Raw genomic sequence first — 19,155 nt, forward strand, 5'->3', positions numbered from 1 at the left:
GCCGACCGGTCAGAACAGCGGCGTGAGGGACTGTTCGCACCAGATCGTCTTGCCCCGGGTGGTCTGCCGGCTGCCCCAGCGCTGGGTGAGCTGGGCGACCAGCAGCAGACCGCGGCCGCCCTCGTCGTCCTGGTGCGCCCGCCGCAGGTGCGGGGAGGTCGAACTGCCGTCGGACACCTCACAGATGAGGGTCCGGTCCCGGATCAGGCGGAGCTGGATGGGCGGGGCGCCGTACCGGATGGCGTTGGTGACCAGTTCGCTGACGACGAGTTCGGTGACGAAGGCCGTCTCGTCCAGGCCCCACGCGGTGAGCTGGTCGGTGGCGGCCTGCCGGGTCGCGGCCACCTCCGCGGGATCCGGGGTGACGTCCCAGGTGGCGACCTGGTCGGCGCCCAGCGCCCGGGTCCGGGCCAGCAGCAGGGCCACGTCGTCGCCGGGCTCCTCCGGCAGTACGGCCTTCAGCACGGTGTCGCACAGGGCGTCCAGCGAGTCGGCGGGCACGGTCAGGGCCCGGCACAGCTCGTCGGTGGCGTGGTCGACGTCGCGGTCGCGGTCCTCGATGAGCCCGTCGGTGTAGAGGGCGACGACGGAGCCCTCGGGCAGCTGGAGCTCCGTCGCCTCGAACGGCAGCCCTCCCACTCCCAGCGGGGGCCCCGCGCTCATGGGGATCAGCCGGGCGGATCCGTCGGGCAGCACCAGGGCGGGTGCGGGGTGCCCGGCGGCGGCCAGGTTCAGGCGGCGCGCGACGGGGTCGTAGACGGCGTAGAGGCAGGTCGCGCCCAGCTCGGCGACCTCGTCGTCCTGGTCGTCCGAGGCGAGATGGGTGACCAGGTCGTCGAGGTGCGTGAGGAGTTCGTCCGGCGGCAGGTCCACGTCGGCGAGGGTGCGCACGGCCGTGACCAGCCGGCCCATGGTCGCCGTGGAGGGGATGCCGTGCCCCACGACATCCCCGACGACCAGCGCGACGCGGCTGCCGGACAGCGGGATCACGTCGAACCAGTCGCCGCCGATGCCGGCCGCCGAGCCGGAGGGCAGGTAGCGGTGGGCGACCTGGACGGCGGCCTGGCCGGGCAGGCCCCGGGGCAGCAGGCTGTGCTGGAGGGCGAGCGCGGTGGTGCGTTCCCGGGCGAAGCGGCGGGCGTTGTCGACGCAGACCGCGGCCCGGCTGGCGAGTTCCTCGGCGAACACCGCGTCGTCGTCGGCGTAGTCGTCGGGCTGCGCCACCCGCACGGCCACGGCGACGCCGAGCGTGGTGCCGCGGGCCCGCAGCGGTACGGCCATCATCGAATGGACGCCCTTGCGGTAGGGGCGTCCTTGCGGGGCACGGGAATTGCGCTCGGCGACCCAGCGCATGAACGCCGGCTCCCCCGCCTGGCTGATGATGGCCCGGCCCTCCCGCATGGCCCGGGCGATCGGCGAGAACGAGGGGTAGACGTCGACTTCGCCCACGTGGACGGCCGCTTCCGGGGTGCCCTCGGTGACGGATCCGTGGGCGACCCGCCGCAGGGTGATCTCCTCCGAGGACGCAGCAGGTGCCTCGTCGGCCCCGAGCACCCAGTCGAACAGGTCCACGCTCGCGAAGTCCGCGAACCGGGGCACCACGACCCCGATCACTTCCTCGGCGGTGCGGACCACGTCCAGGGTGGTGCCGATGGCGGCGGCGGCCTCGTTCAGCAGGGCGAGGCGCTGCCTGGCCCAGTACTGCTCGGTGCTGTCGAAGGCGGCCAGGGCGGTCCCCACGAGCTCGCCGTCGGCGTCCCGCACCGGCCACATCTCGGTGACCCAGGCGTGCTCCCGGTTGAGGGCCGGTGCGCCGGTGTAGCTCTCGTACCGCAACGGCCGGCCGGTCTCGACGACGTGCCGCAGGTGCCGGTTGAAGCCGCGGCTGTGCTCCGCCTCCTCCACGGTCTCGGGGAAGTGCCGGCCGAGCAGCGTCTCCTCGGACACGCCCATCACATGGCAGGCGGCGTCGTTGAGCCGCAGGTAGCGCTGGTTGACGTCGAAGACGGACATCGACATGGACGCCTGTTGGAAGGCGCGGCCGGCGAGGGACGTCTCCCCGGGGCCGGGCGGCGCGGCGGTGATCACGTACCCGCCCGCTTCGCCGTCCGGGCCCGTCACGACGCAGGCTCTGACCCGCAGCCCGACGAGGTAACCGTCGCGGTGCCGCACCATGACGGTGCCGGAGCGCGCGGACACCGCCTCGGGCGGCACGGTCTCGGCCAGCAGTTCCCGCGCGGCACGGCCCAGGGCCTCTCGGGCCGGGTAGCCGGTCAGCCGCCGGGCACCCTCGCTCCACCCCGTCAGAATGCCGCGGGCGTCGATGATCGCAGCAGCGGAGGCGTCCTCCATATGGTCCAGGATTATCCCTTTGCCGCCCTCTATCAACCGCGAAGCGGCATTCGTGACCGGGTCAGGGCCGGTGGGCGCGCAGGGCGGTGAGCGCCCGGTCGGCGTGCGCGTTCATGCGCAGTTCACTGCGTACGACGTCGAGGACGGTGCGGTCCTGGGCGATGACGAACGTGGTGCGCTTGGTGGGCGCCAGGGAGAAGCCGCGTTTCACTCCGAACCGCTCGCGGACCGTGCCTTCGGTGTCGGACAGCAGCGGCATGCCGAGGCCGTGCCGGCCGGCGAACTCCTGCTGCCGCTCGACGTCGTCGCCGCTGATGCCGACGGGCCGGGCGCCGACGGCCGCGAACTCGGCGGCGAGGTCGCGGAAGTGACAGGCCTGGGCGGTGCAGCCGGGGGTCAGGGCGGCCGGGTAGAAGAAGAGCACGACGGGGCCCTCGGCGAGCAGCTCGGAGAGACTGCGGACGGTGCCGGTCTCGTCGGGCAGGGCGAAGTCCTCGACCTTGTCCCCGGCCTCCACGCGCGCGCTCACGACCTGCCCTCCGCGTTCCGGGCGACGCCGCGGGCCCAGAGGACCAGGGGCACCTGCAGGGGCAGGCGTCCGAATGCGGCGGCCTTCTGCGGGGTGGGGCGGTGGCGCCAGTCGGCGGCCATCTTGACGTTGGCGGGGAACACCCCGACGAAGAAGGCGGCCGTGGCCAGCGCGGCGGCCTTGCGGGTGCGCGGCAGCGCCAGGCCGGCGGCCAGGGCGAGCTCGGCGGCGCCGCTGGCGTAGGTCCAGGCCCTCGGTGTGCCGGGCAGGCCCCGGGGGATGGTCGCGTCGAACGGGCGTGGGGTGGCGAAGTGGGCGACGCCCGCGGTGGCCAGGAGGCCGGCGAGCAGCAGGGGCGAGCGTTCGGACCGGGGCACGGTTCCTCCTCTGAAGGCCTGCCGCGCATTATTACCGGACGGTAGTCAGCTCAGTTCACCGGGTCCCGGGAGTGCCCGTGATGTCTGCCCGGCGTGTATCCGAAGGAGCGGCGGAAAACGTCGATGAAGGCGCTGGCGGAGGACCAGCCGCAGCGGTGGGCGACGGTCGTGACGGGCAGGCCGTCGGCCAGCATCCGCAGGGCGTGGTAGAGCCGCGACTGGGTGCGCCACTGCGGGAACGTCATGCCGAACTCGCCGCGGAAGAGCCGGCTGAGGGTCCGCTCCCCCACCCCGGTCGCGGCGCCCAGCTCGGCGAGGGTGCGCACGTCGGCCGGGTCGGCGTGCACGAGCGCGCACACGGCGGCCAGACGCGGATCCGCGGGGGTGGGCAGGCGCAGCGGCTGCTCGGGCGAGACCCGGAGCTGGTCGCACAGGACGGCGCGCAGGCGGCGGCCCTCGGGGCTGTCGTCGCCGGGGTCGCGGGTGCAGGTGAGGATCAGCTCGCGCAGCAGCGGGCTGACGGCGAGGACGGCCGGACGGCCGAGGCCGAGGGGGTTGTCGCGGGCGGGCAGGCCGACCAGGTGCAGGTCGAGCCGGCCGTGGGCGCGGTGGGCGTGCACGGTGCCCGCGGGGACCCAGATGGCGCGGGTGCCGGGGGCGAACCAGGTGCCGGCGTCGGTGGTGACGGCGACGACTCCGGCGCCGGCGTAGACGATCTGGTGATCGTCGTGCCGGTGCGCGTCGATGCGGTCGCCGGCGGAGAGCCGCTGGGCGCGGGTCGGGGCCGTCGGGGTGTGGCGGATGTTCGGCACAGTCCGGCAGATTATCGGAAGCGGGCCAGATGCTTCGGGGACGACGATCGCCGGGTGAGCACTTCGAGACACGACCGACCCGTCGCCCTGATGTCCCTGGGGCACGCCTGCGTGGACGTGTACCAGGGGGCCGTGGCCGCTCTGGTTCCGTACTTCGTCGCCGAGCGCGCCTACTCCTATGCCGCTGCTTCGGGTGTCGTCCTGGCGGCGTCACTGCTGTCGTCGCTGGTGCAGCCGCTGTTCGGGGTGCTGACCGACCGGCGGGCGATGCCCTGGCTGCTGCCGCTGAGCGCGCTGACGGCCGGGGCGGGCGTCGCCCTGAGCGGGGTGACCGGCTCTTACGCGTCGACGCTCGCGGTGGTGGCCGTGTCGGGTGTGGGGGTGGCCGCCTACCATCCGGAGGCCGCCCGGGTGGCGCGGGCCGTGGCGCGGGGCCGGCACACGGCGATGGGCTGGTTCTCCTTCGGCGGCAACGCCGGCTTCGCCCTGGCTCCCCTGCTGGTCTTCGCCGTGATGGCCACGGGCGGGCTGGGCGCCTCTCCCGTGCTGGTCGTCCCGGCCCTGGTGGGAGCGGTGCTGTGCGCGGCGGCGGTGCGCTCGGCGGGCTCCGGCGCCGGGAGTCCTGCCGCGCCCGCCGCTGTGGGCGAGGACGACTGGGTGTCCTTCCTGCGGCTGTCGGGGGCCGTGGTCTGCCGCTCCGTGGTGTTCGTGGGCTTGGGCACGTTCGTCTCGCTGTACGTGCGGGAGCGCACCGGCGGCGGTGCGTCGGCCGGTACGGCGGCCCTGTTCGTGCTCTACGCCGGCGGCGCGGCCGGCACGCTGGCCGGGGGCAGGCTGGCGGAGCGGTACGGGCGGATGACGGTGGTGCGCCGGTCCTACGCCCTGACGATCCTGGCCGTGGCCGGGCTGGTCCTGGTGCCCGGGCCGCCGGTGTACCTGTTCGTGGCGCTGACGTCGGCGGGTCTGTACGTGCCGTTCTCCCTGCACATCACGCTGGGCCAGGACTTCCTGCCCCGGCGCGTGGGGACCGCGAGCGGGGTCACGCTGGGCCTCACCGTGAGCGTCGGCGGCCTCGCGGCCCCCGCGCTCGGGGCGCTGGCCGACGCGACGTCCCTGCGGTCGGCTCTGCTGCCGCTCATCGCGCTGCCCGCGCTGGGCGGGCTGCTGCTGTGCGGCCTGCGCGAGCCGGCGCCGCCGGGGACGGCGGCGACAGCGGCAGCGGCCGAGCGGCCGGATCCGCGTGGTCCGGCGGCACGGTGACCGGGGGTCAGGCGGGGCCGGCCGGGGCCGGGCCGGCGTCGCCTTCCTCGTCGACGGCGCGGGCGAGGAAGTCGTCGACCATGTGGTGGAAGAGCGTCGCGAGCTGCCGGAGTTCCTCCGGGGACCAGTCCGAGAGGGCCAGCTGCATGCCGCGGACGCCGGCCTCGGGGATCCTGGTGATGGCCTCGCCCCCGGCGTCGGTGAGCTCGATGCGCTGGGCGCGGCGGTCGTCCGGGGCGGGGACGCGGGTGACGTACCCGGACTTCTGCAACTGCTGCACCGTGCGCGTGACGTGCGAGGCCTCCACGCCCAGGCGGGCGGCGAGCTCCCCCGGGCGCTGCGGCTCGGAGTCGGCGATCTGCCGCAGCAGGGCGACGGCGGCGCGGTCGAGCGGCACGCCCGCCAGTGCCATCAGCCGCTCGTGCCGGCGGGCACGCGTGCTCAGGTAGGTGATGCGGGTGAGCGCACGCTCGATCTCGGTCACTTCCGGGGAGGGGCGTCGGAGAGCGGGGGTGTGGGCATGAGCGCCACGTCACCATCTCGTTGCGTAACTCAAGTGAATTCGCCGGTTCCCCCGTTGGTCGAGCGATCCCCCCGTTCATCAAGCGGCTCACCCCGTTCAGGGGAAACAGCCGGAGAACACGCGTGGCGGCCCGCCCGTGCGTCGACACCTCACCCGTGGACCTGCCGCTGATCCCGCCCATGCTCGCCACGTCCGGCACCCTGCCTTCCGCCGCGCAGGACGCGCGCTGGGCCTACGAGACCAAACAGGACGGCCAGCGCGTGGTGGTCTACCTGCCCGGGGACGGCAGCGTGCTGCTGCGCGCCCGCTCCGGTGACGACATCACGGCCGCCTACCCCGAACTGCGGCCGCTGGGCACCGCCCTCGGCGCCACCCCCGCCGTACTGGACGGCGAGATCATGGCCCTGGACGACCAGGGCCGCGCCAGCTTCCAGTTGCTGCAGTCCCGGATGGGCCTGGCCCACGCCCCCGCCAGGGCCGCGCGGCGGGCTGCGGAGGTCCCGGTCCATCTCGTGCTGTTCGACCTGATGCACCTGCGGGACGACTCCCTCCTGCGGCTCCCCTACGCCCGGCGCCGGGCGGCACTGGAGGACCTCGGCCTCGCCGGACCCTCCTGGTCTACCCCGCGCGCACTCGTCGGCCACGGCGCCGAGGCCCTGCGCGCCACCCGGGAGCACGGTCTGGAGGGCCTTGTCTGCAAGCGGCTCGACTCGGTGTACGAACCGGGGGTGCGCTCCCGGGCCTGGATCAAGATCCGCAACATGCGCACCGAGGACGTCCTGGTCGGCGGCTGGCAGCCCGGCAAGGGGCGGCTCACCGGCCTGCCGGGCGCGGTGCTGGTCGGACAGCGGGCAGCGGGGCGGCTGCGCTACGTCGGCAGCGTGGGCACCGGCTGGAGCGAGGCCGAACGCACCGAACTCGCCGCGCTGCTGAGGGCCGCCGCGAGTGACGTCTGCCCCTTCGACCCCGCCCCGCGCGCTCCGGGCGCGCACTGGGTCGTGCCCCGCCTGGTGGGCGAGGTCCGCTACAGCACCCGGACGCGGGAGGGGCTGCTGCGGCAGCCGTCCTGGCTGCGGCTCCGGCCCGACCTCGCGCCCGAGGAGGCGGCGGCCGACATCCCGGACGACATGGTCTGAATCGCATGGGCGGCCCCAACTATTGGGCTCCGATTCACCGTTCGGATCCTCCGCCCCTCTTGGCATGGACGCGTTCAACCTGGAAGCTGAACCTCCCTTTCCCCCACAGCCGTTGGGCTGCGCCCGGACCAAGGAGGACGCAGTGTCGTCACGCCCGTTCGCCCACCGCAGGAGATGGCTCACCGGAGCGGCCGGTGCCGCCGCCCTCGTCCTCGCCTTCCCCGCCACGGCCTTCGCCGCCCCACCGCCGGCGCTGCCCGCCAACGCGGACGCCCTGGAGCAGACGTACCAGCCCGCCTACGACTACGACACCGACGGCTGCTACTCCACGCCCGCGATCGGCCCGGACGGCACCGTGAACGGCGGGCTCAACCCGACCGGCGCCCTGAACGGCAACTGCCGGGACGCCTCGGACCTCGACAACACCAACGGCTACGCGCGCTCCAAGTGCAACAACGGCTGGTGCGCCATCCTGTACGCCCTCTACTTCGAGAAGGACCAGGCCGTGGCCGGCAGCAGCATCGGAGGCCACCGGCACGACTTCGAGCACGTCGCGGTGTTCGTGCAGAACGACCAGGTCAAGTACGTGTCGACGTCCAACCACGGCGGGTTCACCGTGCACGCGGCGTCCGCGATCCGCTTCGACGGCTCGCACGCGAAGATCGTCTACCACAAGGACGGCGTCAGCACACACTGCTTCCGCGCCGCGAACGGGAACGACGAGCCGCCGGAGAACCACAAGCGCACCTGGCAGTACCCGGCGCTGGTCGGCTGGAACGGCTACCCGGCCGGGGTGCGCGACAAGCTCACGTCGTACAACTTCGGCAGCGCCAACTTCGGCCTGAAGGACGGCAACTTCGCCAACCACCTCGCCAAGGCCAAGCCCTCCGGCATCCCCTTCGACCCGTACGCCTGACCGCACCCGGTCCGGCCGGAGCCCTGGGCCTCCGGTGGGGTCCGGGTTCCGCCCCGCGCCCGATCCCCCGGCGCGGGCCGCCGCACAGCGTCCCGGCATGGACACGCACGACACGACAGGGACCCTCGAAGACGCCCTCGGACGTCTCCACGCCTCGGGGCCGGAGCGGCTGGGCCGGCTCACCCATCACGCCCCGATGGTCGTGGAGGCGCTCGCCGCGCACGGCCGGGCGGACGCCGTGCACCGGTGGCTGGACCTCTACCGGCACAAGCTGGAGGACCTGCCCGGGCCCGTCGCTCCCGTGACCGACGCGAACTGGCGCGAGGCGCTGGGCGACCCGCGCCGGGCCGCCGAATGGTCCGGGCCTCGACCCACCGCTACGCCACCCACGGCCACGGCGAGGCGACCATGCCGGTGCACACGGCGACCGCGCCCAACGCCGTCCTGCGCACCCTCGGCTCCCTGCCCCGCCCGCTGTGGGCGCCGAGCCTGCACGCGGCGTGGACCGCGTCCGCGGCCGTCACCGCCATGTACCCCACCGCCGAGCTCGTCGCGGACGTCCCCGCGCCCCGGTGCACGGCGCAGGAGGTGCTGGAAAGGGCCCTCGCGCACGGCGACGAGCACGTCGTGAAGTTGACCGACACGGCCCTCGACTTCGGTGACGAGCGGGCCCTCGCCGCGGCACTGCGGGCGGTGGAACTGGTCGATCCGCTCCTCCCGAACTGACGCCCGACACCCGGCAGTCGAGGAGGTACGGGACGAACACCCCCGCGGAAGGGTCTATCGTGTCCGCATGTCCGTCCCCGAACTGATTCGCATCGTCTCCCGCGACTCTCCCATGGCCCTCGCCCAGGTGGAGCGCGTCCGGGCCGAGTTGGCCGCCGTCCATCCCGGAGTGCGCACCGAGGTCGTGCCGGTGAAGACCACCGGCGACAAGTGGATGGGCGATCTGTCCCAGGTCGAGGGCAAGGGCGCGTTCACCAAGGAGGTCGACGCGGCGCTGCTGGCCGGCGAGGCCGACCTCGCCGTGCACTGCGTGAAGGACGTCCCCGCCGACCGGCCGCTCCCGGCGGGCACGGTGTTCGCCGCGTTCCTCAAGCGGGACGACATCCGCGACGCCCTGATCCACCCGGGCGGGCTCACCCTGGACGAGCTGCCGGCCGGGACGCGGATCGGCACCTCCTCGGTGCGCCGCGTCGCACAACTGGCCGCCACGCACCCCCACCTGGAATGCGTGCCGTTCCGCGGCAACGCCAACAAGCGCCTGGCGAAGCTGGCCGCCGGCGAGGCGGACGCCCTGCTGCTCGCGGTCTCCGGCCTGGAGCGCATCGGCCGCGAGGACGTGATCAGCGAGATCCTCTCCACCGAGACGATGATGCCGCCCATCGGTGCGGGCGTGCTGGCGCTGCAGTGCCGCGAGGGCGACGCCGCGCTGATCGACGCGGTGAGCGGCCTGGGCGACCCGGACACCTACCGGGAGACCACCGCCGAGCGCATGTTCCTGCATGTGCTGCAAGGGCACTGCAACAGCCCCATCGCCGGATTCGCGCGAGTGGACCGCAGTGGCGAACTGTCCCTGCGGGCCTGTGTGTTCACCCCGGACGGCAAGACCAGGCTGAACGCCCACGAGTGGGCGGGCCGGCTCGACCCCGCCACGCTCGGCACCTCGGTCGCCGTGGCCCTGCTGCGCCAGGGTGCCCGCGAGATCATCGACGGCATCCCGCACTGATCCGCGCGACGCCCTGACACGGGATCAGGCGGTGCCTTCCTCCGCCTGGTCCCGCAGGAAGACGCTCACCTGGTGCGCCAGGCTGTCCCGCACCGGGCCCTGCTGGGCCCCCGCAGGACCCTCGTGCGCCCCGATGCCGCCCGCCCACAGCCGGCGGCCGGTCCACTCCTCCTCGACGCGCAACTGCACCTGGACGTCCACGAGGCTCAGGGACGCCTCGGCGCCGGCGGCATACAGCACGGCGGTGGCGCGGCGCAGCGGATAGACGTCGAAGCCCTCGATGAACTGCGAGTTGCGCCAGTCGATGAAGGCGCTCTCCCCGTCCGGGCCGAGCCTGACGTCGATCTGGCCGTCCTCGAGATGGACGCCGAGATGGCGGCTGCCGCGGTTCTCGACCGTCACCCGGAGGCAGAAGTACGTCAGTCCGTCGGCGGCGTCGTCCCGGCCGCGGGGCGGCTCGGCCAGTTCCAGACGGTGGACGCGGACGCGCAGACCGGCATGCTCGTCGTACTCCTGCCAGTCCCCGACCACGTTCGGCTCGTACACGCTGCACCTCTCGACCTCTGGAAGCTGCTTCCTATCTGTGCTCTCAGCGCACTGTCAAATGAGCAGAATGCGCTGTGGCCAGGCAGTTCATCCTTTTTGATCGGTGATCAAGCCGTGCCCAGCGGTTATCCGGAAACAAGCGGAGAAAGCGCTTGCTCAGGCGTGCCGCACATCACTTCCACGAGTGAAGATCAACGGGCCAGCCGGCCCAGCAGGGCCGAGGCGGCGGTGACGCCGGGGGCGGCGGCGACGAACAGCACCGCGAAGTCGGACGCCAGATGGTGGGGTGTGCCGAGAAGGAGGCCGCGCAGGGCGTCCACCTCGTAGCTGAGCGGGTTGGCCGTGCTGACGCTCTGCAGCCAGCCCGGCATCACGGAGACCGGGTACAGGGCGTTGGAGCCGAAGAACAGCGGCATCGTGATCGCCTGCCCGATGCCCATGAGGCGGTCGCGGCTGAGGACGATGCCGGCGATGGTCATCGACAGGCAGGAGAAGAAGGCCGAGCCGAGGACGACGATCGCGGCGACGGCGAGCAGCTTCAGCGGGTTCCAGGTCAGGGCCACGCCGAGCAGGGCGGCGATGAGGAGCACGACGACGGCCTGGACGAGCGACTTCACCCCGGCCGCGAACGCCTTGCCGGTGATCAGCGCCGACCTCGGGGTCGGGGTGACGAGGAGTTTGTTGAGGACACCGGCGTCGCGTTCCCAGATGATCTGGATGCCGTAGAAGATGGCGATGAACATCGCGGACTGGGCGATGATGCCGGGTGCCAGGTAGTCGACGTAGGGGATGCCGCCGGTGGGGATCGCCTTGATGCGGGTGAAGGTCTGACCGAAGATCAGCAGCCAGAGGGCCGGCTGGACCGCGCGGGTGTAGAGCTCGGTGCGGTCGTGGCGCAGCTTCTGCAGTTCGACCGCGCACATGGCGCCGACGCGGGCGGGCAGCAGCCGCCAACCGGCCCGGGGCGGCGGGGGCTTCAGCAGCAGGTCGATGCCGTGGGCGCGGGCGGGGTCAGCCGACACGGCGCGCGGTGCGGCGGGTGCTTCGGACATCGCGGAAATCTCCTGCCTCGTCGTCGAGACCGCTGCCGGCCACGTCCCGGAAGACGTCCTCCAGCGTGGGCGGCGCCTTGTGGGCCGCCCCGGCGGCGCTGCGCCGGGCGCCGAGTCCCGCCCTGAGCTCGGCCGGGGTGCCGAGGGCCCGGATCCGGCCGCGGTGCATCAGGGCGACCCGGTCGCAGTACTGGTCGGCCTCGTCCATGTAGTGGGTGGTCACGAGCACGGTCATGCCGGTGGCCTCGCGGACGGCGCCGATGTGCTCCCACACGCCGGTGCGGGCGATCGGGTCGAGGCCGATGGTGGGCTCGTCGAGGATCAGCAGCCGCGGGGCGCTGACCAGGGCCTGGGCGAGTTCGAGGCGGCGGACCATGCCGCCCGAGTACGTGGCGGCCAGCCGGTCGGCGGCCTCGGCCAGGTCGACCGCGGCCAGGGCCTGGGTGACCCGTTCGGCGCGTTCCCCGCGGGACACGTCGAAGACCCGGGCGAACAGGGCGACGTTCTCCCGTCCGGTGAGTCCGGCGTCCGCGGACAGCTGCTGCGGGACGTAGCCGAGCAGGCGGCGTACGGCCATGCGGTCCCCGGCGGTGTCGTGGCCGAAGACGCGGACCATGCCGGCGGGCACGGGGAGCAGGGTGGTGATGCAGCGGATGGCGGTGGTCTTGCCTGCGCCGTTGGGCCCGAGCAGCCCGAAGACCTCGCCCTGCCGGACGGTGAGGTCGAGTCCGTCCACGGCGTTGTGGTCGCCGAAGGCGTAGGTGAGCCCGGCGCAGGCGACGGCATCGGCCCGGGCGGTCCCGGGCGGAGCGGTGTCCGGCGTCATGACTCCTCGGCCTCCTCGTGCAGGGTGTCGGCCAGCTTGCGCAGGGCCGGGACCGCCGCCATCAGCGCCCGGCGGTCCGGCTCGTCGAGGCGCGCCACATGGCGGCGTACGAGTTCGGCCCGGCGCCGGCGCCAGTCGCGCAGCCGCGTCTCGGCGGCGGGGGTGGGCAGCAGCCGGGCGGCCCGCCGGTCGGCCGGGTCGGTCTCGCGGACCAGGTAGCCCGTCCGCGCCAGCTGGTTGACGAGGGTGGACACCGAGTTGGCCGCCAGCCCCAGTTCCCTGGCCGCGTCGGAGATGCCGACGCCGGGCCGCACCACGACCAGACGCAGCAGTTCCACCTCGGCGCCGCGCAGCCGCGGGTCGGGCGTCTGCCGCCGCAGGCGCCGCCGGATCAGCCGCTGGACGCCGACGAGTGCGTCGGCCAGCCCTTCGGGGAAGGTCTCCGGCTCCATGCGGCCGAGATTAGATCTGTAGCAGAGCTAATCGGCCCAAGGCGAGGTCAAGGAGGGCCAAGAAGGGGCAACGACGCTCGGGAACGACAGCGGATCCGATCGGCGGCGGACTGGGAGCGCCCAGGGCACCCGATTGCCGTATTGTCTTAATTGTTTCGCTATGCCCCTGCCCGGGGATGGGCAGGGAAGTGCTTCGGACAGGAGGCACGTGCGTGGGAGCCGGCAGGCCGGGCCCCCGGTGCTCTCCGTGAGGCCCGAGTCCGCTCCTCCCACGGTGTCTGTCCATTCAGCACCTGCTCAGGGAGGTGCGCATCATGCGTATCGCCGGCAGCACCCGAACGCACCCCCACGACGACGCGCCCGACACCGCCGCGGCGTTCGCGCGGCTCGCGCGGCTGCCCGAGGGGCCCGAGCGCAAGGCCCTGCGCGACGAGCTGGTCGAGGCCTGGCTCCCCATGGCCGAGCGGATCGCCGTCCGCTTCCGGGGCCGTGGTGAGGCCCTGGAGGATCTGTACCAGGTGGCGGCTCTCGGTCTCGTGAAGGCGGTCGACCACTACGACCCGGCCCGCGGCAACGCCTTCGAGGCGTACGCGGTTCCGACGGTCACCGGAGAGATCAAGCGCCACTTCCGTGACCACATGTGGACGCTGCACGTCCCCCGTCGGGTCCAGGACCTGCGCAACCGGGTGCGGCACGCCGCGAAGGAGCTGTCGCAGACCACCCCGGGCCGCTCCCCCACGGTCGCCGAGATCGCCGAGTACGCCCAGCTCACCGAGGGCGAGGTGCGCACCGGCATGGAGGCTCTGGAGTGCTTCTCGGCGCTGTCGCTGGAGGCGGAGATGCCCGGGACGGACGGCTACGCCCTCGGAGACGCGATCGGCGGGCCCGACCCGGCCTTCGACACCGTCGTGGACCGGGTGGCCGTCAGGCCCTGCCTGGAGGCGCTGCCCGAGCGCGAGCGGATCATCCTCTACCTGCGGTTCTTCAAGGGCATGACGCAGAGCCGGATCGCCGAGCAGCTCGGCATCTCGCAGATGCACGTCTCACGGCTGCTCAGCAGTTGCTTCGCCCATCTGCGTGAGGAACTGCTGACGGAGGCCCGCTGAAGCGGGGCCGGTTCCAGGTGCCGCCGGGGTCACGCCTCCGGCGGCGATCCGGGGATCTGCGTCGGTCCGGCCCGGTCGAGGGCGTCCTCCAGGGCGGCCCGGATCTCCTCGGGCATCACGCCCGTGCGCCCCCAGACGAGGATCAGTTCCGCGACGTTGCGCAGCTTGATGTTGGTGTGCTGGGAGACCTCCTTCAGCACGGCCCACCCCTGGTCCGGGGAGATCCGGCCGAGCGCGACGACCATCCCGATCGCCTGGTCCACGACGGCGTGGGAGACGACCGCCTCCTTCAGCTGCTGGACCTCTTCCTGGAGCGCGAAGATCCGATCCGAGCCCCCGTCCGTGGGCATGGTCACCTCCGGGTCCGGTGCGCCGCTGCGCCCGAGGTCTCTCAGGGTGCTTGAGTACCTTGACGCAGTGTCCGACCCCTCCATCGTCGTCACTCGGGCCGCCCGGTGCCACCGGGGCGGACCAGCCCGGACGCCGTTTCGGCGCCGCCGCCGGGGTACTCGGCAGGCGCCCACAGCGGTTCCGGTCGGACACTGGTGTCAATCCTCCGGTGGCTGCCAGGCCGACGAGATCAGGACGCGACTGCCATGAACCACGACATGCCCACCTCCTCCGGAACGAAGGACGTCGTCTCATCACACTCCGTGTTCGGGGCCCCCTGCTGGGTGAGCCTGACCAGCCGGGACGTCAAGGCGACCGAGGAGTTCTACGGGGCCGTGCTGGGCTGGCAGTGGCGGCCGGCCAAGCTCGGCGACCGGTTCCGGATCGCCCTGGCGGACGGCTCGCCGGTGGCCGGGATCGCGGGGGTCGCCGCCATGTGGCAGATGGCGGTGGCGTGGACGCCGTACTTCGCGGTGCGCAGTGCGGACGACGCGGCCGCGCGGGTGCAGGAGCGCATGGGCACGGTCGCCGTCGGGCCGATCTCCCTGCCGCCGGGCCGGGCCGCGCTGCTGGCCGATCGCGACGGGGCGACCTTCGGCATCTGGGAAGGCGACCTCTTCACCGACTGGGAGACCTGGCGCAACGCGCAGCCGGCCTTCATCACGCTGCACACCCGTGACGCGTTCGACGCCGCGATCTTCTACGGCGAGGTCCTCGACTGGGCGACCCAGCGGCCCGGCTGCTGCGAGGTCCACTACGAGGGCGGCGAGGTCGTGCTGCGCAGCCGCGGGGACGTGGTGGCCCGGATCGAGTCCGGCGCCCTGGAGGCGGCACCCGACCCCGCGATCCGGCCGCACTGGCAAGTCCACTTCTCCGTCGACGACGTGGAGGCCTGCGCCCGCGCCGCGGAACTGCACGGCGGCAGCGTGCTGGCCAAGGGCAGTGACGAGGCGGTGCTGCGGGACCACGACGGCGCGCAGTTCACGGTGACCGCGCGCCGCGGCCGCTGACCCGCGTCACTCCTTCCCGCGCGCCGCCCGTGACGGCCGGGACAGCAGGACCAGGCTGCGGGCCCCGACGGTCAGGCCCGCCCCCGCCTTGTGCTCCGCCTCGTCCGGCGTGCCCTCCGGGTCGGCCGTGTCGATGAGGGCCGTCCACCGTTCGCCGTAGGAGGCCCCCGGCAGGCGGAAGCCGACCGGCTCCCAGTGGCTGTTGAGGAGCAGCAGGAACGAGTCGTCGACGACCGGGCGGCCCCACGGGTCGGGTTCGGCGATGGCGTCGCCGTTGAGGAACACGCCGACGGAGTGCGCGTCGCCGCGCTGCCAGTCGTCGTCGGTCATCTCGACGGCGTCCGGCGCCAGCCACACCAGGTCGGGCAGCGGCTGGTCCGCCCGGGTCAGGGTCTCGCCGCGGAAGAAGCGGCGCCGGCGCAGCACGGGGTGCCCCGTGCGCAGCCGGATGAGGTACCGGGTGAACTCCAGCAGGTCGCGCTGCTCCTCTGTGAGCCGCCAGTCGATCCAGGAGATGTCGTTGTCCTGGCAGTAGGCGTTGTTGTTGCCGCCCTGGGTGCGCCCGAGTTCGTCGCCGTGGGAGAGCATCGGAATGCCCTGGGACAGCAGCAGCGTGGCGAGGAAGTTGCGCTGCTGGCGGGTGCGCAGCTCCAGCACCGCCGGGTCGCGGGTCGCGCCCTCGGCGCCGCAGTTCCAGGAGCGGTTGGTGCTCTCGCCGTCCTGGTTGTCCTCGCCGTTGTCCTCGTTGTGCTTGTCGTTGTACGAGACGAGGTCGCGGAGGGTGAAGCCGTCGTGGGCGGTGACGAAGTTGACGCTGGCCCGTGGGCGGCGCCTGCTGTGCTGGTACAGGTCGGAGGAGCCCGTGAGCCGGGAGGCGAACTCGCCGAGCGTGTGGTCCTCGCCGCGCCAGAAGTCACGGACCGCGTCGCGGTACATGCCGTTCCACTCCGACCACAGAGGCGGGAAGTTGCCCACCTGGTAGCCGCCCTCGCCGACGTCCCACGGCTCGGCGATGAGCTTGACGCGGCTGATCACCGGGTCCTGCTGGATGAGGTCGAAGAACGCCGACAGCCGGTCCACCTCGTGGAACTGCCGGGCGAGCGTGGCCGCGAGGTCGAAGCGGAAGCCGTCGACGTGCATCTCGGTCACCCAGTAGCGCAGCGAGTCCATGATCAGCTGGAGGACGTAGGGGTGCCGCATCAGCAGGCTGTTGCCGGTGCCGGTGGTGTCGTAGTAGTGCTCCCAGTCGCCGTCGACCAGGCGGTAGTACGAGGAGTTGTCGATCCCGCGGAAGGACAGGGTGGGGCCCATCTCGTTGCCCTCGGCGGTGTGGTTGTAGACCACGTCGAGGATCACTTCGAGTCCGGCCGCGTGCAGGGTCTTCACCATCTGCTTGAACTCGGCGACCTGCCCCCCTCGGGTGCCGTGGGCGGCGTAGCCGTTGTGCGGCGCGAAGAAACCGATGGTGTTGTAGCCCCAGTAGTTGGCCAGGCCCCGGTCGTGCAGCACCCCGTCGTGGACGAACTGGTGGACCGGCATCAGCTCCACGGCCGTGACGCCGAGGGAGGTCAGGTGCTCGACGACCGCGGGGTGCGCCAGCCCGGCATAGGTACCCCGCAGTTCCTCGGGCACCTGGGGATGGGTGCGGGTCATGCCCTTGACGTGCGCCTCGTAGATCACCGTGTCGGCGTACGGCCGGCAGGGCCGGGTGTCCTCGCCCCAGTCGAAGGCCGGGTCGGTCACCACGCCGAGCATGGTGTGCCCGGCGCTGTCGGCCGGGTCGGGGCCGTCCGGGTTGCGTTCGTAGAGCGAGGGGTGGTTGTCGATCTGCCCCTCCACCGCACGGGCGTACGGGTCGAGCAGCAGTTTCGCCGGGTTGCAGCGGTGCCCGGCGGCCGGGGCCCACGGCCCGTGCACCCGGTAGCCGTAGCGCTGGCCGGGGCCGACGCCGGGGAGGTAGCCGTGCCAGACGAAGCCGTCGACCTCGTTCAGCGGCACCCGGGTGTGGGTGCCGTCGTCGTCGACGAGGACCAGCTCGACCCGCTCGGCGACCTCGCTGAAGAGCGCGAAGTTGGTGCCCTCCCCGTCGTAGGCCGCACCCAGCGGATAGGGGCGCCCGCTCCAGGCGGGCACCCCTGTCCGAGTCTGCCGGCGCGTCACCGGGCGTCCTCCAGGACCTCGTCCGGAGTGACGACCGGGGCGGCCAGCCGCGTGACCGGGACCTCACGGGGCACGTCGAGGCCCTCGCTCTCCCGCGGCGCGGGCGCGGTCGGGACCAGCGGGACGCGTTCACCGGCGCGGGCGCGCTGCGAGAACCAGATGACCTTGCTGCCGGTCTCGGTGGCGCAGCAGCCCCACCCGTCGCTCATGGCCGCGAGGTGCTCCAGGCAGCCTCGCAGCTCCTGGTCCGGGCGCAGGGCGCGGTCGTTGTCCCCGATGGCGGTGATCAGGTGCTGCCCGTTCCACCACATCTCGATCGACGTGTGCTTGTCCGTGGCGTGTTCGTCGATGGCCTTGAGCAGCATCTCGGCACCGCCGCAGACGGGCTGGACCAGGTTGTCCAGGTCCCAGAACTTCAGGTGAGCGGCCAGAATGCGGCTGACCTGTCCCACCCGTTCCGGGCTGACTTCCACGTCGAGGTGGTAGTAGCAGGGCACTGCGGTCTTCATCGGTCGGCTCCTCACCGCGAAGCTCAGCTCCTTCTCGCTCCCGCGGTCCTGCGGGACGAGCCCCGATCACGGAACGTGAGCGTCTATCGCTTCTGAGTCACCCTCAGCCTGAGGGTGCTAGCCCGTTCGTGCAACACGAGCGCACGGTTGAGGCGGGGGAGTGCACAAGTGAGCAGGCCGGAGCTTGCTCGAACGGCCCAGTGGAACCACTACTGGTTGAAGATCCAACAAGACGCTGTGTCGCCTCACGTGCACCATGTGTGAAGAACTCGATCGCCGCTACGGGTCCGTGCCGCTGTGCGCACGGCCGCCGTCCGACCGTCGGGAGACCGTGCCCCTCGAGCCCCGAAAGGTGATCGGCGCCATGCTGCTACCCGCCAAAGCCGAAGTCGCCCGGCAGTTGCGGCGTTACCGGGCCTGGGAACGCGTGATGCTCGCAGCACCGAACGACCGCACGGTGCGGACCACCTTCGAGGACTCCGGCTACACGCTGTGCGTGCTGATGGGCAAGCGCTGCGCGCGGGAGGCCGCCGACGCGGCCGAACGCTACCTGCGCACCAACCACGTCACGTATCTGCAGGAACAGCAGATCACCTGCCTCCAGGAGCAGCACATCACCTGTGCTCAGGAACCGGTCGAACGGCCCCGCCCGGCCGCGGCGGTCAGACGAAGACCGCCGACGGCGGAGCGCAGATCCCCCGCTGCCGAGCGGAGATCCACGGCGGGAAGGTGACGCCCTTCCCGCAGTCCAGTCCCTGTACCGGGCCCCCGCGGCCCGGCTTTCGAGCACGGTGGAGGTGAGGACCATGACGAGGACCCGGGCCATCGGCCGTATCCCGGTGAGGGACGTCCGCCCGGCCGTGGAGGGCGGCAACCGGCCGGCGAAGGCGGTCGTGGGTGAGACGTTCGACGTCACCGCCACCGTGTTCCGGGAGGGGCACGACGCCGTCGCGGCCAACGTCGTCCTGAAGGACCCGGAGGGCCGGCCCGGCCCGTGGACGCCGATGCGCGAGCTCGCCCCCGGCAGCGACCGCTGGGGCGCCGAGGTCACCGCGGACGCCGTCGGCCGCTGGTCCTACCGGGTGGAGGCCTGGAGCGATCCGGTGGCCACCTGGCGCCGCACGGCGGGCATCAAGATCCCGGCGGGCATCGATCCGGGCCTGGTCCTGGAAGAGGGCGCGGAACTGTACGAGCGGGCCGCGGCCGGCGTGCCGAAGGAAGCCGGCCGCGCTGTGCTGCTCACCGCGGCCAGGACCCTGCGCGACGACGCGCTGCCCACCGCGGCCCGTCTGGCGGCGGCGCTGACGCCGGAGGTGGACGAGGTCCTGGCGCGGTATCCGCTGCGGGATCTGGTGACCAGCAGTGAGCCGTTGCCGCTGCTGGTGGAGCGGGAGCGGGCGCTGTACGGCTCGTGGTACGAGTTCTTCCCGCGTTCGGAGGGCACGCGCGAGCAGCCGCACGGCACGTTCG

The 19,155-nt window shown here is 72.7% G+C and carries 19 protein-coding genes and 2 pseudogenes; 9 read left to right on the top strand and 12 right to left on the bottom strand.

Going from position 1 to position 19,155, the window contains the following annotated elements:
- Window positions 1–9: 9 nt before the first annotated feature.
- The 4 genes from OO68_RS27260 to OO68_RS27275 form a co-directional block, all read right to left on the bottom strand.
- The gene (locus tag OO68_RS27260) at window positions 10–2,352 is read right to left on the bottom strand and encodes an ATP-binding SpoIIE family protein phosphatase (RefSeq protein WP_033311792.1); all 2,343 of its coding nucleotides are present in this window, start codon (window positions 2,350–2,352) and stop codon (window positions 10–12) included.
- A gap of 61 nt (window positions 2,353–2,413) precedes the next feature.
- A complete protein-coding gene (locus OO68_RS27265) occupies window positions 2,414–2,881 on the bottom strand; it encodes a peroxiredoxin (RefSeq protein WP_033311793.1) in 468 nt (155 codons plus the stop codon).
- A complete protein-coding gene (locus OO68_RS27270; RefSeq protein WP_033311794.1) occupies window positions 2,878–3,258 on the bottom strand; it encodes a DoxX family protein in 381 nt (126 codons plus the stop codon). Before OO68_RS27270 ends, OO68_RS27265 begins: the two co-directional genes overlap by 4 nt.
- A gap of 50 nt (window positions 3,259–3,308) precedes the next feature.
- The gene (locus OO68_RS27275) at window positions 3,309–4,070 is read right to left on the bottom strand and encodes an AraC family transcriptional regulator (RefSeq protein ID WP_033311795.1); all 762 of its coding nucleotides are present in this window, start codon (window positions 4,068–4,070) and stop codon (window positions 3,309–3,311) included.
- Window positions 4,071–4,160: 90 nt separating this feature from the next.
- Here OO68_RS27275 and OO68_RS27280 point away from each other — a divergent pair, with 90 nt between their 5' ends.
- Window positions 4,161–5,330 carry an MFS transporter gene (locus OO68_RS27280; protein WP_051814829.1) on the top strand — a complete coding sequence of 390 codons (1,170 nt, stop codon included), beginning with the start codon at window positions 4,161–4,163 and terminating at the stop codon, window positions 5,328–5,330.
- A gap of 7 nt (window positions 5,331–5,337) precedes the next feature.
- Here OO68_RS27280 and OO68_RS42460 read toward each other — a convergent pair.
- Window positions 5,338–5,852 (bottom strand): annotated as a pseudogene (locus OO68_RS42460) (MarR family winged helix-turn-helix transcriptional regulator).
- Window positions 5,853–6,008: 156 nt separating this feature from the next.
- On the opposite strand from OO68_RS42460, the gene ligD reads away from it, so the two are divergent.
- From ligD to hemC, 4 genes and pseudogenes are all read left to right on the top strand, one after another.
- Entirely contained in the window at window positions 6,009–6,989 is a 981-nt protein-coding gene (ligD, locus tag OO68_RS27290; protein ID WP_033311832.1) for a non-homologous end-joining DNA ligase, read from the top strand.
- A gap of 142 nt (window positions 6,990–7,131) precedes the next feature.
- Window positions 7,132–7,905, top strand: a complete 774-nt coding sequence (locus tag OO68_RS27295) for an NPP1 family protein (protein ID WP_033311797.1) — start codon at window positions 7,132–7,134, stop codon at window positions 7,903–7,905.
- A 97-nt stretch (window positions 7,906–8,002) separates the two neighbouring features.
- Window positions 8,003–8,631: pseudogene (locus tag OO68_RS43495) on the top strand (hypothetical protein).
- A gap of 67 nt (window positions 8,632–8,698) precedes the next feature.
- Window positions 8,699–9,634, top strand: coding sequence for a hydroxymethylbilane synthase (gene hemC, locus OO68_RS27305; RefSeq protein WP_033311798.1), 936 nt, complete (start codon window positions 8,699–8,701; stop codon window positions 9,632–9,634).
- 24 nt (window positions 9,635–9,658) lie between these two features.
- On the opposite strand, the gene OO68_RS27310 is transcribed toward hemC, so the two are convergent.
- The 4 genes from OO68_RS27310 to OO68_RS27325 all read right to left on the bottom strand — a co-directional run bounded on the left by OO68_RS27310 (window position 9,659) and on the right by OO68_RS27325 (window position 12,510).
- On the bottom strand, window positions 9,659–10,180 hold the full coding sequence (locus tag OO68_RS27310) for a hypothetical protein (RefSeq protein WP_033311799.1): 522 nt from the start codon (window positions 10,178–10,180) through the stop codon (window positions 9,659–9,661).
- A 191-nt stretch (window positions 10,181–10,371) separates the two neighbouring features.
- A complete protein-coding gene (locus OO68_RS27315; RefSeq protein ID WP_033311800.1) occupies window positions 10,372–11,232 on the bottom strand; it encodes an ABC transporter permease in 861 nt (286 codons plus the stop codon).
- Window positions 11,192–12,058 carry an ABC transporter ATP-binding protein gene (locus OO68_RS27320; protein ID WP_033311801.1) on the bottom strand — a complete coding sequence of 289 codons (867 nt, stop codon included), beginning with the start codon at window positions 12,056–12,058 and terminating at the stop codon, window positions 11,192–11,194. Before OO68_RS27320 ends, OO68_RS27315 begins: the two co-directional genes overlap by 41 nt.
- Complete coding sequence (locus OO68_RS27325; protein WP_033311802.1) at window positions 12,055–12,510, bottom strand: MarR family winged helix-turn-helix transcriptional regulator; 456 nt, start codon at window positions 12,508–12,510, stop codon at window positions 12,055–12,057. Before OO68_RS27325 ends, OO68_RS27320 begins: the two co-directional genes overlap by 4 nt.
- Window positions 12,511–12,824: 314 nt before the next feature.
- Between OO68_RS27325 and OO68_RS27330 the strand changes: the two genes are divergently transcribed.
- Window positions 12,825–13,616: an RNA polymerase sigma factor SigF gene (locus tag OO68_RS27330; RefSeq protein WP_033311833.1), complete on the top strand. Its 792-nt coding sequence runs from the start codon at window positions 12,825–12,827 to the stop codon at window positions 13,614–13,616.
- Between the two features lie 29 nt (window positions 13,617–13,645).
- Here the strand turns inward: OO68_RS27330 and OO68_RS27335 are convergent, their stop codons facing one another.
- Window positions 13,646–13,966, bottom strand: coding sequence for an ANTAR domain-containing protein (locus OO68_RS27335; protein WP_033311803.1), 321 nt, complete (start codon window positions 13,964–13,966; stop codon window positions 13,646–13,648).
- Between the two features lie 246 nt (window positions 13,967–14,212).
- Between OO68_RS27335 and OO68_RS27340 the strand changes: the two genes are divergently transcribed.
- Entirely contained in the window at window positions 14,213–15,016 is an 804-nt protein-coding gene (locus OO68_RS27340) for a VOC family protein (protein ID WP_033311804.1), read from the top strand.
- 6 nt (window positions 15,017–15,022) lie between these two features.
- On the opposite strand, the gene glgX is transcribed toward OO68_RS27340, so the two are convergent.
- The gene (gene glgX / locus OO68_RS27345) at window positions 15,023–17,176 is read right to left on the bottom strand and encodes a glycogen debranching protein GlgX (RefSeq protein WP_033311805.1); all 2,154 of its coding nucleotides are present in this window, start codon (window positions 17,174–17,176) and stop codon (window positions 15,023–15,025) included.
- Window positions 17,173–17,685: a hypothetical protein gene (locus OO68_RS27350; protein WP_033311806.1), complete on the bottom strand. Its 513-nt coding sequence runs from the start codon at window positions 17,683–17,685 to the stop codon at window positions 17,173–17,175. Before OO68_RS27350 ends, glgX begins: the two co-directional genes overlap by 4 nt.
- Before the next feature lie 364 nt (window positions 17,686–18,049).
- Here OO68_RS27350 and OO68_RS27355 point away from each other — a divergent pair, with 364 nt between their 5' ends.
- Window positions 18,050–18,418 (top strand): DUF5133 domain-containing protein, encoded by a 369-nt coding sequence (locus tag OO68_RS27355; RefSeq protein ID WP_033311807.1) that lies wholly within the window; start codon window positions 18,050–18,052, stop codon window positions 18,416–18,418.
- 73 nt (window positions 18,419–18,491) lie between these two features.
- On the top strand, window positions 18,492–19,155 hold a 664-nt coding region (locus OO68_RS27360), incomplete at its 3' end, for a maltotransferase domain-containing protein (protein WP_033311808.1).

The sequence above is a fragment of the Streptomyces iakyrus genome (genome assembly GCF_000717055.1).
Taxonomy (GTDB): Bacteria; Actinomycetota; Actinomycetes; order Streptomycetales; family Streptomycetaceae; genus Streptomyces; species Streptomyces iakyrus.

What these genes read in the sequence shown, in the direction of transcription:
- OO68_RS27260 (WP_033311792.1), bottom strand. Translation starts at nt 2,352, where the DNA reads ATGGAGGACGCCTCCGCTGCTGCGATCATCGACGCCCGCGGCATTCTG.
- OO68_RS27280 (WP_051814829.1), top strand. Translation starts at nt 4,161, where the DNA reads ATGTCCCTGGGGCACGCCTGCGTGGACGTGTACCAGGGGGCCGTGGCC.
- hemC (WP_033311798.1), top strand. Translation starts at nt 8,699, where the DNA reads ATGTCCGTCCCCGAACTGATTCGCATCGTCTCCCGCGACTCTCCCATG.
- OO68_RS27315 (WP_033311800.1), bottom strand. Translation starts at nt 11,232, where the DNA reads ATGTCCGAAGCACCCGCCGCACCGCGCGCCGTGTCGGCTGACCCCGCC.
- OO68_RS27320 (WP_033311801.1), bottom strand. Translation starts at nt 12,058, where the DNA reads ATGACGCCGGACACCGCTCCGCCCGGGACCGCCCGGGCCGATGCCGTC.
- OO68_RS27325 (WP_033311802.1), bottom strand. Translation starts at nt 12,510, where the DNA reads ATGGAGCCGGAGACCTTCCCCGAAGGGCTGGCCGACGCACTCGTCGGC.
- OO68_RS27330 (WP_033311833.1), top strand. Translation starts at nt 12,825, where the DNA reads ATGCGTATCGCCGGCAGCACCCGAACGCACCCCCACGACGACGCGCCC.
- OO68_RS27335 (WP_033311803.1), bottom strand. Translation starts at nt 13,966, where the DNA reads ATGCCCACGGACGGGGGCTCGGATCGGATCTTCGCGCTCCAGGAAGAG.
- OO68_RS27340 (WP_033311804.1), top strand. Translation starts at nt 14,213, where the DNA reads ATGAACCACGACATGCCCACCTCCTCCGGAACGAAGGACGTCGTCTCA.
- OO68_RS27350 (WP_033311806.1), bottom strand. Translation starts at nt 17,685, where the DNA reads ATGAAGACCGCAGTGCCCTGCTACTACCACCTCGACGTGGAAGTCAGC.
- OO68_RS27355 (WP_033311807.1), top strand. Translation starts at nt 18,050, where the DNA reads ATGCTGCTACCCGCCAAAGCCGAAGTCGCCCGGCAGTTGCGGCGTTAC.